This window comes from Methylobacterium sp. Leaf466, from assembly GCF_001425565.1.
Classification (GTDB): domain Bacteria; phylum Pseudomonadota; class Alphaproteobacteria; order Rhizobiales; family Beijerinckiaceae; genus Methylobacterium.
Genome location: NZ_LMRC01000035.1, coordinates 39,833 through 53,877, shown reverse-complemented (window position 1 = coordinate 53,877; position 14,045 = coordinate 39,833). Strand labels below are relative to the sequence as shown.

Genomic DNA, 14,045 nt, shown 5'->3' with positions numbered 1-14,045 from the left:
GCGGTCAGGCCCGCACCCGCCTGCCGTCGATGGACCGGGCCAGGGCGTCGACGCTCTCGAAGTTGGGAAGCGCGAAGCTCTCCTCGTCCACGGGCACGTCGAAGCGCTCTCCCAGCTCCATCAGGAGGTCGAGCACCCCGATCGAATCGAGGACGTCGCTGGTGACGAGGGAGGTCGCCCCGGTCACCGCGCCGGGCGCGATGCCGGGATTGCGGCTGGCGACGAAGGCGAGGATGGCCTCGCGCACGGCGGCTTCGCTCGGACTCAACACGGCCATGCTCCCGGCTCGGCGCCGACCTGCGCCGTTCGCGCCCTTAGCGAGGGCTGCGGGACAAGTCCATCGGGCCGTCGCGCCATGACATGCGCGACAGCAGGCGCCCTTTCGGGCGCCTGCTGTCGTCGTGACGTCCCGCGGGGGCTCAGTTGGCGCGCGACACCTCGACGAGGTTGTCGGAGAAGGACGGGGCGTGGCCCATGTCGGTGAAGGCCGACGAGCTGATGCTGTTGACCGTGCCGTCGTTGAGCTGGCGCCAGTAGCCCAGCGTCGCCACGACGATGCCGGCCCTGACGTCCTCGGTGATGCGCGCCACGCCCTTGAAGGCGCCGCGGTCGTTGGCGACCTGGACGCGGTCGCCGTCCCTGATCCCGCGCGCGTCGGCGTCGGCTTGACTGATCATCACGAACTGCTCGCCCTGGCCCTTCTGCTTGTCCTCCATGTTGGCGTAGCAGGAGTTCAGGAAGTAGTGGCTTTTCGGCGAGACGATGTTGAGCGGGAAGCGCCTGGCGAGCTCCGGATCGTTCGCGTGGGACTCGCGGGGGCCGAGGTAGTCGGGCAGCGGGTCGAGCGCCTCGCCGGGCTGGAAGCCCTCGTACATCTGCCGGAACGGCGGGGCGACGAAGTTGGTGGCGCCCTCGACCTTGAGCATGCACTTGCCGGTGGGCGTCGGGAAGTTGCCTTCCCGGTGCGGCGCCCGGTCGTCCGGCGTGCCGACCTTGAGTCGGGCGAAGCCGTTCTCGCGCATGTACTGGAGATCGATGCCCTCGCAGGCCGGCGCGTTCCAGTCCACGTAGTGCTCCAGGCACTCCGTGTCGGTCCACTTGAAGTTCTCCTCCTCGAAGCCGAGCCGGGCGGCCAGCCGCCGGAAGATCTCGTTGTTGGGGATGGCCTCCCCCGGCGCCTCGGCGCACTTGGTGTTGTAGGTCAGGTAGAGGTGGCCCCAGGACAGGATCATGTCCTCCATCTCCGCGCCCATCGTGGCGGGGAGCAGGATGTCGGCGTAGGCTGCGGTGTCCGAGACGAAGTGCTCGGCCGAGACCATGAACAGGTCCTCGCGCATCAGCCCGGCGACGATCTTGTCGGTCTCGGGCGCCTGCGTGACCGGGTTCGAGTTCCAGCACATCATCGACATGATCGGCGGGTCGAGCAGCAATTCGCCGGTGAGCGCGCGTCCGATCTGCAGGTTCGAGACGACGCGGGTGCCTTCCGGGATCAGGTCGGGGCGGCACATCACGTCGAACTTGTAGGGGTGCTCCCAGACGCCGAACTGCGTGACGCCGCCGCCGACGTGGCGCCAGGCGCCGGTCAGCGCCGGGATCGAGGACACCGCCCGGATGGTCTGGCCGCCGCCGTAGTGCCGCTCCAGCGCCACGCCCATGCGGATGCCCACGGGCTGCTCGGTGGCCATCTCGCGGGCGAGCGTGCGGATGTCCTCGGCCGGGATGCCGGTGATCTCGGCGGCCCATTCCGGCGTACGCGGAGCGGCACGCTCCTTCAGGTCCTCGAAACCGACCGTGTAGTTGTCGACGTAGTCCTGGTCGACGAGGCCCTGTTCGATGATCGAGTTGATCAGCGCCATGGCGAGCGCGCCGTCGGTGCCGGGCTTGGGCGCGATGTGCCAGTCGGCGGCCTTGGCGGTGCGCGAGGCGTAGGCGTCGATCACGACGACCTTGGCGCCCTTCTTCTGGGCGTCCTTGACGATGGCCCAATGGTGCAGGTTGGTGCTGACCGAGTTGCAGGCCCAGATCACGATGTATTTGGAGTGGATGTAGCTGTCCGGGTCGAGGCCGGCGGTGGGGCCGACCGTGAGCAGCCAGGCCGTGCACGAGCCCTCGCCGCAGAAGGTGCGCTCGGTCACCGTGGCGCCCAGGCGGTTGAAGAAGGCGTCGCCGCCGTTCAGCCCGTGCACGAGGCCCTGGTTGCCGAGGTAGCTGTAGGGGGCGATGGCCTCGGGGCCGTACTGGTCGACGATGCCCTTCCAGCGCGTGACGATCGTGTCGAGGGCCTCGTCCCAGGTGATGCGCTCGAACTGCTTGGAGCCCTTCGGGCCGACCCGCTTCATCGGGTAGAGCAGACGATCGGGATGGTAGTGGCGCTTCTCGTAGTCCTTGAGCTTCACGCACAGGCCGCCGCGGGTCATCGGATGGTCCGGGTTGCCGCGCACGCTCAGGAGCTCGCCATCCTTCACCTCGAACAGCATCGAGCAGGTGTCGGGACAGTCGTGCGGGCAGCCGCCGAAGAAGGTCTCGGTCAGGCTCTCGGCCTGGGCGACGAGCAGCGAGTCGGGCTTGACGATCTCGTTCATGTTTCCTCCACGGCCGAGCGTCCCGCCTTATTGTTCCTGGCGGGCCGGCCCGATGCGCCGGAGCATGCACGAAAGGTATAGGAATTCCAATTCCAGGTCGGTCCACGGTCCGACCAGGTGCCGTCGTCGAAGCTCATGAGGATGAGCCCGGACACTCCGGTTTCCCGGGCGGGGCGACCGCCGTCGGCCGGCGATCCTGCGAAGCGGAGGTGGGCTCGCCCGGGTCAGGCCGTGGCGGCCTCGGGCTCGGCCCGTTCGAACTCCGCGACCTCGGGCGGCATCGCCTCGCCCTCGGGGATCACGTCCACCTCCACCCGCAGCTTCTGCGAGCCGGAGGAGGAGACGATGCCGTCGATGGGGGAGACGTCGGTGTAGTCGCGGCCGCGCGCCACCAGGATGTGGTCGTCGCGTACGCCGATGCCGTTGGTGGGGTCGAGGCCGATCCAGCCCTGCCCGCACCAGACCGCGACCCAGGCGTGGCTGGCGTCCGCCCCGCGCAGGCGCGGCCGGCCCGGCGGCGGGATGGTGCGCAGGTAGCCGCTGACGTAGGCCGCCGGCAGCCCGAGGCCGCGCAGGGCCGCGATCATGATGTGGGCGAAGTCCTGGCAGACGCCGGCGCGCAGGGCGAAGGATTCCGCCAGGGGGGTCTGCACGGTGGTGGCCTTGGAATCGAACCGGAAATCGGCCCGGATGCGCATCATCAGGTCGAAGGCGCCGCCGTAGGCGCTGCGGCCGGGCGGGAAGCTGGCGCGGGCGTAGTCCGTCACCTCCGCCACCAGGGGCACCCGCACGCTCGGGAACAGGAAGTGGATCGGCGCCTCGGGCGCCAGCGACCGCGACGCCAGGGCGGACAGGCGGACCTCCTCCCAGCTCGGGCCGGATTCGGGCTCGGGCAGGGACGGTCGCTCCACCAGCACCCGCGACAGGGCCTCGACCCGCAGCTCGCTGTGGACCGCGTCGATGGTCACCGCCTCGGTCTCCAGGCCGAAGTAGTCGCGCCGCACGATGCGGGTGCGCGGGGTCGGCGAGATCGCGAGGGTGCTCTCCAGCACCCGCTGGCCGTCGCCGTCCTGGGGCCGCAGGCGCAGGGCGCAGCGGGCGAAGCGGACCGGCTTGCCGTAGCGATAGCGGGTGAGGTGGCGCAGCGTGTAGATCACGCGAGCCCCATCAGCTTCTCGGGCCGCAGGGCATGCGGGCCGTTGGGGAAGTAGCGCCCGGCGATGGCGTCGGCCAGGCTCTCGAACGAGGCCTCCAGGCGGGCCAGCGTCGCGCTCTCGAAGTCCACCGCCTCGCCGGTGGAGAACTCGGCCCGCAGCTGTAGGGCGAGGCGCCGGTGCGGCTCGGGCAGGCCGTCGGCGCGCAGGGCCGGCAACTCGTCGAGGTGGCGCACGATCGCCTCGATCTGGAAGGCCACCGAGCGGGGGTTGAAGGCGTCGAGCAGCACCATGTCCCGCACCGGATCGAGGGCGACGCCGTGCATGTAGCGCGCGCCGTAGGTGATATGCGAGTCGCACAGCGACAGCATCACCGCCAGGTCCTCGGCCCCCGCCTCGTCGCCGGCGAACCGCACCGCCAGGGCGCTGGTGTTGATCGCCCGCTCGATGCGCCGGCCGAGGTCGACGAAGTGCCAGCCGGCGGTGCGGTTCATGTTCTCGCCGGCCAGCCCCGAGAGGGCGGCGATGTGGCTGAGCGCCCGCTCGGCGAGGCCGAGCAGCTCCGCCTCCGAGCGCGCCTCGCCGTCGTCGTGGTCGAGGGCGTCGCGCAGGTCCGTGAGCACCCGCCAGGCCTCGCTGGAGAGGCGCTCGCGCAGGGAGGCGGCGTTGTCCCGCGCCGACAGCCCGTGCGCCAGGGCCGAGCCGTGGGTCTTGCGACCGCACAGGGCCTCGCGGGCGATGGCGACGGTGGGCAGGTCGGGCGCGCTGATGGCGCCCCATTCGTCGAGGAGCGCCCGGATGCGCAGGGCGGTGGGCGCCTTGGCGTCGCCGGCCAGATCCGCCACCACCGCGTCGCCGACGCTGCCCAGATGCGCGATGACGAGGCGGATCACGATCTCGGCGCGCTCGACATAGCGACCGAACCAGAACAGGTTGTCGGCCGCCCGCGACGGCAGGTGCCCGGCGATGCGCCGCACACGGGGCGCGCCCTGCTGGATCAGCGAGACCGATTCCACCGGCCGGTTCGACAGGACCCACACGTCCGCCGACTTGATGCCCGCCCGCATCTCGATGGGGGCGACGTCCGGCCGCTCGGAGATGCGGCAGAACCCGCCGGGCATGACGCGCCAGCCCTCGGGGGTGGCGGCCGCGAACACCCGCATCACGAACGGGCGCGGCACCAGGCGCAGCCCGCCCGGGCCCCGCTCCCAGCCGGGGGTGGTGGAGAGGGGCGCCGCTTCCTCGGCGACGAAGTCGAACGGCCGGTCGCGCAGGGCCGAGACCAGGCGCTCGCGCTCGGCCTCCAGCGCGTGGGGCCCGAGGATGGCGTCGCGGGCCATGCCCTTGCCGGGGGTCGCCACCGGGCGGAGGGTGAGGCCGTCGAGGTGGTCGCGGACATGGGCGAGGGCGTCGGGATCGCCGCACCACCACGAGCGCGGCCCCGGCAGCGACAGGCCGTGCCCGAGCACGTGCCGGGCGATGCCGCCGAGGTAGGGCGAGAGCGCGCCCGACTCGAGGATGCCCGAGCCCGGCATGTTGCCCACGACCAGGTGGCCCCCGCGCAGGGCTTCGACCAGCCCGGGCACCCCCAGCCGCGAGGCCGGGTTGAGTTCGAGGGGGTCCATGTAGTCGGAGTCGATCCGCCGCCACAGGACGTCGGCCCGCTTGAGGCCCGAGACGGTGCGCACGTGCAGCACCCCGTCCTGGGTGACGAGGTCGTCGCCCTCCACCAGCAGCAGCCCGAGGTAGCGCGCCAGCGCCGCCTGCTCGACGTAGGTCGAGCTCATCGGCCCGGAGGTCAGCAGGCAGATGCGCGGATCGCTGCGCTGGGCACCCATCGCCAGGCCCTCGCGAAACGCCTGGAAGAAGCTCGCCAGCCGCTCGACGTGGAGGTCGGTGTAGAGGTCGGGGAAGGCGCGGGTGAGCACCAGCCGGTTCTCCAGCGCGTAACCCGGGCCGGAGGGAGACTGCGTCCGGTCGGCGAGCACCCGCCAGCGCCCGTCGGGGCCGCGGCCGATGTCGGCGGCGTAGAGCTTGAGCCAGCGCCCGCCCGGCGGCGTGACGCCGTGGAGCGGCCGCAGGAACTCGGGGCTGCCGGCCACCGCGGCGGCGGGGAGCAGGCCCTGCGCCACCAGGCTGCCGGCGCCGTAGATGTCGGAGAGCACCCATTCCATCAGGCCGGCGCGCTCGACGATGCCCTCGCTCAAGGAGCGCCACTCGTCCTCCTCGATCACCAGCGGCATCGAGCCCAGCGGCCAGGCGTGGTCGCGCTGGTCGCCGTAGATCCGGTAGGAGACCCCGGCATCGCGGATGTGGCGCTCGGCGGAGGCGAAGCGGGCGCCGATCTCGGATTCGTCCATGGCGCCGAGGCGGTCGAGCACCCGCGGCCAGGCCCCCTTCACCCGGCCCTGGTCGTCCATGAACTCGTCCGGCACGCCCGCGTGCGGCCGGTAGCCGGCCGTCCAGCGGGCGATGCGCTGGCTCGGTGTCTCGTGCGTCGATCCCGGGGGCGGTGTCATGTCGGGGCCGGAACCCGCATGTCGAGGGTCATGGGGAACTCGCGGCTGCCCTCCTCGGGCGGCATCGCGACCTTGCCGGGGGTGTGGCCGTGCGCCTGGAACCGTGCCAGGCGCCGCCCCTCGGCCTCGTAGGTGTTGACCGGGAAGGTCTCGTAGTTGCGCCCGCCCGGATGGCTGACGTGGTAGCGGCAGCCGCCGAGCGAACGCCCGCTCCACGCATCGAGGATGTCGATGGTGAGGGGCGAATGGGCCGGAATCGTCGGATGCATCGACGAGGCCGGTTGCCAGGCCTTGAAGCGCAGGCCCGCCACGGCCTCGCCGGAGACCCCGGTGGAGGTCATCGGCAGGCGCCGGCCGTTGCAGGCGATGACGTGGCGGCCGGGCACGAAGCCGGTGGCCTTCACCTGCAGGCGCTCCACCGAGGAATCGACGTAGCGCACGGTGCCGCCGATGGCGCCCTCTTCGCCGAGCACGTGCCAGGGCTCCAGGGCCTGGCGCAGTTCGAGGCTCACGCCGCCCTGCTCGATGCTGCCGAACACGGGGAAGCGGAACTCGAACTGCGCCTGGAAGGCGGCCGGGTCGAAGTCGTAGCCGGCCTCGCGCAGGTCCGCGAGGACGCCGAGGAAGTCGCTCCAGAGGAAGTGGGGCAGCATGAAGCGGTCGTGCAGCCCGGTGCCCCAGCGGACGCAGCCGCCACCTTGCGGCTCGCGCCAGGCCCAGGCCACGATGGCGCGCAGGAGGAGCTGCTGCGCCAGGCTCATGCGCGGGTCCGGCGGCATCTCGAAGGAGCGGAACTCGAGCAGCCCGAGGCGCCCCGTCGGCCCGTCCGGCGAGTACAGCTTGTCGATGCAGATCTCGGAGCGGTGGGTGTTGCCGGTGACGTCCACCAGGATGTTGCGGAAGATGCGGTCCACGAGCCAGCGCGGGATGTTGGGCTCGTCGGGCTTGGGCACCTGGGCCAGCGCGATCTCGAGTTCGTAGAGCCCGTCGTGGCGGGCCTCGTCCATGCGCGGTGCCTGGCTGGTGGGACCGATGTAGAGGCCGGCGAACAGGTACGAGAGCGAGGGGTGGCGCTGCCAGTACAGCACCAGGCTCTTGAGGAGGTCGGGCCGGCGCAGGAACGGCGAATCCGCCGGCGTGGCGCCGCCGAGCACCACGTGGTTGCCGCCGCCGGTGCCGGTGTGGCGCCCGTCGATCATGAACTTCTGGGCGCCGAGCCGGATCTGGCGGGCCTCCTCGTAGAGGTCGGTGGTGATGGCGACGGCCTCGCGCCAGCTGGCGGCGGGGTGCACGTTGACCTCGATCACGCCGGGATCGGGCGTGACCTTGATGACGCCGATGCGCGGATCGAACGGCGGCTCGTAGCCCTCGATGTGCAGGGGCTGGCCGAGGTCGGTGGCCACGGCCTCGAGGTGGCCGAGCAGTTCCAGGTACTCGTCCACCCGTTCGAGGGGCGGCATGAAGACGTGCAGCACGCCCTCGCGCGGCTCGATCGCCAGGGCGGTACGCACCGCCACCCCGGTGACGCCCGAGCCGTTGGCCGTCGCCGTGGCCGGCGCCGCCCCGGGCAGCGCCCCGCGCTCTTCGAGCGGGTCCTGCGGCTGGTAGTAGGGATAGTGCTCGGGCGGCACGTAGGGGAGCGAGGACAGCGGCAGGCGGTAGCCCGCCGGGGAATCGCCCGGCGTGAGGAAGGCGTGGCCGCGCCGGAACTCCCAGGCCTCCGAGATCCAGCGCCGAGCGTCGTCCTCCCCCAGGGCGAGGCTCGCCAGCGGGAGGGCGAACCCGGTGGGCTCGCCCAGGCCCCGCTCGAACACCCGCTTCATGCGGGCGTTGGTCTCGGGGTTGGGGAACTTCGGGTCCGAGGTGGTGACGTTGACCGGCAGTTCGTCCTTCTTCTCCTGCCAGTAGACCGGGTCCTCGTAGGCCGGGAGCACGTAGGCCGACAGGCCGAGCTTGCCCGCGAGCCCGTCGATGAGGGCCTTGGCCTGGTGGATCTTGGCGTCGCGCGGGCCGGTCTCGGAGGCGATCAGGTCGGCGTCGCGCCAGATCGGCTGCCCGTCCTTGCGCCAGAACAGGGCGAAGGCCCAGCGCGGCAGGCTCTCGCCGGGATACCACTTGCCCTGGCCGTAGTGCAGCATGCCGCCGGGCGCGAACCGGGTGCGCAGGCGCCGGATCAGCTTGTCGGCGAGGCCCCGCTTGGTCGGCCCCACGGCGGAGGCGTTCCATTCGGCGGATTCGAAGTCGTCGATGGAGACGAAGGTCGGCTCGCCGCCCATGGTCAGGCGCACGTCCTGGGCGAGGAGGTCGGCGTCGATGCGCTCGCCCAGCGCATCCATCGCGGTCCAGACCGCGTCCGAGAACGGCTTGGTGATGCGCGGCGCCTCCGCCACGCGGGTCACGTTCATCTCGAAGCCGAAGGTCACCCCGGCCGGCTCGGCCAGGCCCGAGATCGGGGCCGCCGACTGGTAGTGCGGGGTCGCCGCCAGGGGGATGTGGCCCTCGCCGCACAGGAGGCCGGAGGTGGCGTCGAGCCCGATCCAGCCGGCACCCGGCAGGTAGACCTCGGCCCAGGCGTGGAGGTCGGTGAAATCGGTGGAGGTGCCGACCGGCCCGTCGACGGCGGTGGTGTCGGGAATGAGCTGGATCAGGTAGCCGGAGACGAAGCGGGCCGCCATGCCGAGGCGGCGCAGCACCTGCACCAGCAGCCAGGCGGAGTCGCGGCACGAGCCGCTCTTGAGGGTCAGGGTCTCGGCCGGCGTCTGGACGCCCGGCTCCATCCGCACGCCGTAGGCGACCTCGGCGGCGATCTGCGCGTTGAGCGCCACCAGGAACAGGACGGTGTTGGTCTCCGTCGGCAGCCGGGTCAGGAAGGCGTCGATCTCGGGGCCGGTGGCGTCGTCGGTGACGAGGTAGGGCTTCAGCTCGGCGGTGAGGTCGGCCTCGTAGGCGAACGGCCGGGTCTGGGCGTACTCCTCCACGAAGAAGTCGAACGGGTTGATCACCGCCATGTCGGCGGTGAGGTCGACCTGGATCTTCAGTTCGGTGGTCTTCTCGGGAAACACCAGCCGGGCGAGCCAGTTGCCGTTGGGGTCCTGCTGCCAGTTGATGAAGTGGTTCTCGGGCGTCACCGTGAGCGAATAGGCCGGCACCTTGGTGCGGGTGTGCGGCGCCGGACGCAGCCGCACCACCTGTGGCCCCAGCGCGATCGGCCGGTCGTAGGTGTAGTGGGTGACGTGGTGCAGGGCGGCTTTGATCGACACGGAGGCTCCCGCAAGTTCAGTCGAGGAGGCCGTGCCCGTCCCGCGCTCGGGATCGACACGGCGATGATCGAGGGACGGCCCGTCGGCCGCCCGTCACGATGCCGGCCCTCTATAGGCCGGCGATGGTAGGCCTGTAACCGGGCCGATGCGAATCCCGCAGGGCCCGGGGTGCGCGCGCCCGCTTCGTGAGCCGGCGGCGAGGCTTGGTGGCAAGCAAATCCCGTGCATCATGCCGTGGCGGGAACCGGGGGGCCGGCAATCCTCTTGGTTCCCGCCGGTGACGCCCGGTGCGAGCCCGCGGCGTGCGCCCGCCGCCCTCACCTGGAGTTCCGCCATCGAGACCCCGTCATGAAGATCTTCCAGTGCCAGGCCTGCGACCAGCCGGTGAGCTTCGAGAGCACCGCCTGCGACAGTTGCCAGCGGCGCCTCGGCTACGTCTGCGAGGGGCACAGCGTCTCGGCGCTCGAACCGTCGGGAGACTTGTGGCACGCCTATGCCGACCCGGGCCGCAAGTATCGCTTCTGCGCCAACGCCGAGCACGGCGCCTGCAACTGGCTGGTGCCCGACGACGAGCCGGGGGCGTTCTGCGCCGCCTGCCGCCACAACCGGCTGGTGCCGGACCTGCGCATCGCCTGGAACCTGACCCGCTGGCGCCAGATCGAGGCGGCCAAGCACCGCCTGTTCTACTCGCTGATGCGCCTGCGGCTGCCGCTGATGACCCGTGCCGAGAACCCGGCCTCCGGGCTCGCCTTCGACTTCCTGGTGGACCCCACCGAGAGCTACCGCCTCGGGCCGCCGGTGATGACGGGCCATCTCAACGGCCTCATCACCATGAACATCGCCGAGGCCGACGACGTCGAGCGCGAGCGCCGGCGGATGCTGTTCGGCGAATACTACCGGACCCTGCTCGGCCATTTCCGGCACGAGATCGGCCATTACTTCTGGACCATGCTCGTGCGCCAGGACCCGAGCCTGTGGGATTTTCGCGACCTGTTCGGCGACGAGACCCGGAACTACGCCGCCGCCCTCCAACGCCACCACGCCTACGGCCCGCCCGACGATTGGGCCGAGGGCTACGTCAGCGCCTATGCCACCTGCCACCCGTGGGAGGATTTCGCCGAGACCTTCGCGCATTACCTCCACATCGTCGACACCCTGGAGACCGCCGGCGTGTTCGGCCTGAGCCTGAACCCGCACCTGCGCAACCAGGCGCCCCAGACCGTGCGGATCGAGTTCGACCCACACCGCAGCCCCGACCTCGACCGGATGATCGAGGCCTGGCTGCCGTTGACCTACGCCATCAATTCGCTCAGCCGCAGCATGGGCCAGCCGGCCCTCTACCCCTTCAAGCTGACGCCGGCCGTGATCGCCAAGCTCTCCTTCGTCCACGACCGGATCTACGCGGCGCAGGGCTACCGGCAGGTCCAGGGCGACGCGGGCACCGACATCCTCAAGGCGGTGATCACCGGGCTGCGCCAGCGGGTGGCGGCGCCCAACATCTGAGCGTCCGCCCGGACGGCGGAACGATCACGGCCGATGCCCGCGGTTCCCTTAACCGGCCCCCCACACTTTCCGGCTAACGCTCGACGCAGCGCGACCTCGTCACGGTTCGGCGCGCAGGAGCCCGCCCGTGGCCGTCCCCTCCCTCGACACCCCGTCCGCGTCGCCCGCCGGCCAGGAGCCGCGCCGGCGCATCCTGCATGTGTTCCGTGCCCCCGTCGGCGGCCTGTTCCGCCACGTCTCCGACCTCGTCCGTCTCCAGGCCGCGGCCGGGCACGACGTCGGGATCGTCTGCGATTCCGGCACCGGCGGCGACCGGGCCGAACGCGCGCTGGCCGACCTGCGCCCGGTCCTCCGCCTCGGCGTCGTGCGCATCCCGATGAGCCGCAATCCGCACGCCGCCGACCTCGCGGCCCTGTGGCGGCTGTCGCGCCATGCCGCCGCCCTCGGGGTGGGCGTGCTGCACGGGCACGGCGCCAAGGGCGGCGCCTATGCCCGGCTCGCCGTCCTGCGGGGCGCCATCCGCGCCTACACGCCCCACGGCGGCAGCTACAACTACCGTCCGGGCAGCCGCCTCCACCGTCTCTACATGGGCGTCGAGCGTGCCCTCGCGGGGCGTACCGACGTGTTCCTGTTCGAGAGCGCCTTCGTCGCCGGCCGGCACCGGGCCTACGTGGGCGAGACCCGCCGCGCCCGGATCGTCTACAACGGCATCGACGCCGCCGAATTCGCCCCCATCGCGAGGGCGCACGACCCGTTCGACCTCGTCTATGTCGGCGAGTTGCGCGAGGCCAAGGGCATCCCGGTCCTCATCGACGCCCTGGCGGCCTTGCGCGCGGCGGGGCGCCCGGTGCGCCTGCTCATGGTCGGATCGGGCCCCGACGCCGATGCGATCGCCGCGGCCGTGGCGCGGCTGGGCCTCGCCGACGCCGTGGTCTACGAGCCGCCCCAGCCGATCCGGGACGCCCTGGCCCGGGGCCGGGTGATGGTGGTGCCCTCGTTCGCGGAATCCCTGCCCTACGTGGTGCTGGAGGCGGCGGCCGCGCGCCAACCCCTGGTCGCCACCGATGTCGGCGGCATTCCCGAGATCTTCGGCGCCGCGGCCCGGGACCTGGTGCCGCCCCGCGACGCCAAGGCCCTCGCCGCGGCCCTCGCCCGTGTCCTCGACGAGGCCCCCGAGGCCCTCGCCGAGCGGGTCGGCCGGCTGGCGACATCGGTGGAGGCCCGGTTCTCGATGCGGCGGATGGGAGCGGGCGTGCTCGCCGGCTACGCCGCCGCCGTGGCGGCCAGGGGCGACCCGGCCCGCGCGGCGGCGATCTTCGCCGACGACCCGCTCGGGTCGGGGGCGGCACCGTTAAGCCTTCCGTGAGGTCGGCCCGCTACGCTCGACCGACGCGCGATCCGGACCGGACGACGGGTCCCGACCCGCGAACGGGGGCGGTCGACGCCCGGCTCCCCCTCCCCGGTCCGATGTGCAAGGTGGCCATCCGATGAGTGCCTTCGACGTCCGCGACCTCCTCAAGGTGGCCGGCGCGCCCGGAGCCCGGGTCGCCGGGTTCGACGTCCCCGCCGCCGCGCCACCGGCCGAGACCACGCGGCCGATGGCCGCCGCGCCGCTCTCCCCCGTCGTCCTGACGGGGACGGTCCGCGTTCTCGAATTCGCGGCGATCGTCGGCCTCGGGGTGGCGGTCCACCTCGTGCAGCCCGACCGGATCGGGCCGCTGGGCCTGCGCTACCTCGCTGCCATCCTCGGCAGCGCGGTCCTGGCCGTGGCGCTGATCCAGGTGAGCGGCGGCTATCGCATCGCGGCCTTCCGCAGCGTCCTCAAGGCCGCTCCCCGGCTGTTCGCGGCCTGGTCGCTCGCGTTTCTCGTAGTGGCCGCGGCCCTGGTCTTCGCCAAGATCGCCGACCAGTACTCGCGGATCTGGCTCGCCACCTTCTACGGGGCCGGCCTCGTCGGCGTGATGGCCGGCCGCATGGTGCTGGCGCGCATCGTCGCCACGCAGATGCGCCAGGGGCGCTTCGACCGCCGCACCGCCATCGTCGGCGGCGGGCCGCTGGCCGAGAACCTGATCCGCGCCCTCGAGGCGCAGGCCGATGCCGGCATCCGCGTCGTCGGGTTCTTCGACGATCGCGCCGACGACCGCGCCGCCACGGTGATCGCCGGCTATCCGAAGCTCGGCACGGTCAGCGATCTCGTCGCCTATGCCCGCTCCACCCGACTCGACCTCGTGGTCTTCACCCTGCCCATCGCCGCCGAGGAGCGGCTGATGCAGATGCTGACCAAGTTGTGGGTCCTGCCCATCGACATCCGGCTCTCGGCCCAGGCGACGCGGCTGAAGCTGCGCCCGCGCGCCTATTCCTACCTCGGCGACGTCGCCGTCCTCGACGTGTTCGACAAGCCGATCGCCGATTGGGACATCGTGGTGAAGGGCATCTTCGACCGGGTCGTGGGCGTGGCGATGCTCGTCGCCCTCGCTCCCGTGATGATCGGCGTCGCCCTGGCGGTGCGCTTCACCTCGCCCGGCCCGATCCTGTTCCGGCAGAAGCGGCACGGCTTCAACAACGAGATCATCGAGGTCCTGAAGTTCCGCTCGATGTACGTCGACCAGTGCGACTACGCCGCCGCCAAGCAGGTGACGCGCGGCGACCCGCGCGTCACGCCCGTCGGGCGTTTCATCCGCCGCACGTCCCTCGACGAGCTGCCCCAGCTCTTCAACGTGCTCAAGGGCGAGCTCTCCCTCGTCGGCCCGCGCCCGCACGCGATCAACGCGCGGACCGCCAACACCCTCTACGACCAGGTGGTGGACGGCTACTTCGCCCGCCACAAGGTCAAGCCGGGCATCACCGGCTGGGCCCAGGTCAAGGGCTGGCGCGGCGAGACCGACACCGACGACAAGATCCAGCGCCGGGTCGAGCACGACCTGTACTACATCGAGAACTGGTCGGTCCTGTTCGACATCCGGATCATGCTCGAGACGCCGATCTCGCTGTTCACGACGCGCAACGCCTACTGAGGTCCTGGGCGGC

8 protein-coding genes are annotated in these 14,045 nt (G+C 71.7%); 3 read left to right on the top strand and 5 right to left on the bottom strand.

Translation table 11 applies throughout. The features are described 5' to 3' along the window. Nucleotides 1-4: 4 nt before the first annotated feature. The 5 genes from ASG59_RS18190 to ASG59_RS18170 all read right to left on the bottom strand — a co-directional run bounded on the left by ASG59_RS18190 (nucleotide 5) and on the right by ASG59_RS18170 (nucleotide 9,515). On the bottom strand, nucleotides 5-277 hold the full coding sequence (locus ASG59_RS18190) for an acyl carrier protein (protein WP_055889284.1): 273 nt from the start codon (nucleotides 275-277) through the stop codon (nucleotides 5-7). 142 nt (nucleotides 278-419) lie between these two features. Then, the gene (locus ASG59_RS18185; protein WP_056410620.1) at nucleotides 420-2,582 is read right to left on the bottom strand and encodes a molybdopterin oxidoreductase family protein; all 2,163 of its coding nucleotides are present in this window, start codon (nucleotides 2,580-2,582) and stop codon (nucleotides 420-422) included. Between the two features lie 224 nt (nucleotides 2,583-2,806). Next, nucleotides 2,807-3,739: a transglutaminase family protein gene (locus tag ASG59_RS18180; protein ID WP_056410617.1), complete on the bottom strand. Its 933-nt coding sequence runs from the start codon at nucleotides 3,737-3,739 to the stop codon at nucleotides 2,807-2,809. Then, nucleotides 3,736-6,255 (bottom strand): circularly permuted type 2 ATP-grasp protein, encoded by a 2,520-nt coding sequence (locus ASG59_RS18175; protein WP_056410614.1) that lies wholly within the window; start codon nucleotides 6,253-6,255, stop codon nucleotides 3,736-3,738. Before ASG59_RS18175 ends, ASG59_RS18180 begins: the two co-directional genes overlap by 4 nt. Next, complete coding sequence (locus ASG59_RS18170) at nucleotides 6,252-9,515, bottom strand: transglutaminase family protein (protein ID WP_056410611.1); 3,264 nt, start codon at nucleotides 9,513-9,515, stop codon at nucleotides 6,252-6,254. The genes ASG59_RS18175 and ASG59_RS18170 overlap by 4 nt, the downstream gene beginning before the upstream one ends. A gap of 348 nt (nucleotides 9,516-9,863) precedes the next feature. Between ASG59_RS18170 and ASG59_RS18165 the strand changes: the two genes are divergently transcribed. From ASG59_RS18165 to ASG59_RS18155, 3 genes are all read left to right on the top strand, one after another. After that, nucleotides 9,864-11,018 carry a putative zinc-binding peptidase gene (locus ASG59_RS18165; protein ID WP_055889270.1) on the top strand — a complete coding sequence of 385 codons (1,155 nt, stop codon included), beginning with the start codon at nucleotides 9,864-9,866 and terminating at the stop codon, nucleotides 11,016-11,018. Nucleotides 11,019-11,145: 127 nt separating this feature from the next. Next, a complete protein-coding gene (locus tag ASG59_RS18160; protein WP_082528843.1) occupies nucleotides 11,146-12,384 on the top strand; it encodes a glycosyltransferase in 1,239 nt (412 codons plus the stop codon). Nucleotides 12,385-12,505: 121 nt separating this feature from the next. Next, nucleotides 12,506-14,032: an undecaprenyl-phosphate glucose phosphotransferase gene (locus ASG59_RS18155; protein WP_056410607.1), complete on the top strand. Its 1,527-nt coding sequence runs from the start codon at nucleotides 12,506-12,508 to the stop codon at nucleotides 14,030-14,032. Nucleotides 14,033-14,045: the final 13 nt, after the last annotated feature.

Coding starts and splice junctions, on each gene's coding strand:
- ASG59_RS18155 (WP_056410607.1), top strand. CDS start 12,506: ATGAGTGCCTTCGACGTCCGCGACCTCCTCAAGGTGGCCGGCGCGCCC.
- ASG59_RS18165 (WP_055889270.1), top strand. CDS start 9,864: ATGAAGATCTTCCAGTGCCAGGCCTGCGACCAGCCGGTGAGCTTCGAG.
- ASG59_RS18190 (WP_055889284.1), bottom strand. CDS start 277: ATGGCCGTGTTGAGTCCGAGCGAAGCCGCCGTGCGCGAGGCCATCCTC.
- ASG59_RS18185 (WP_056410620.1), bottom strand. CDS start 2,582: ATGAACGAGATCGTCAAGCCCGACTCGCTGCTCGTCGCCCAGGCCGAG.
- ASG59_RS18175 (WP_056410614.1), bottom strand. CDS start 6,255: ATGACACCGCCCCCGGGATCGACGCACGAGACACCGAGCCAGCGCATC.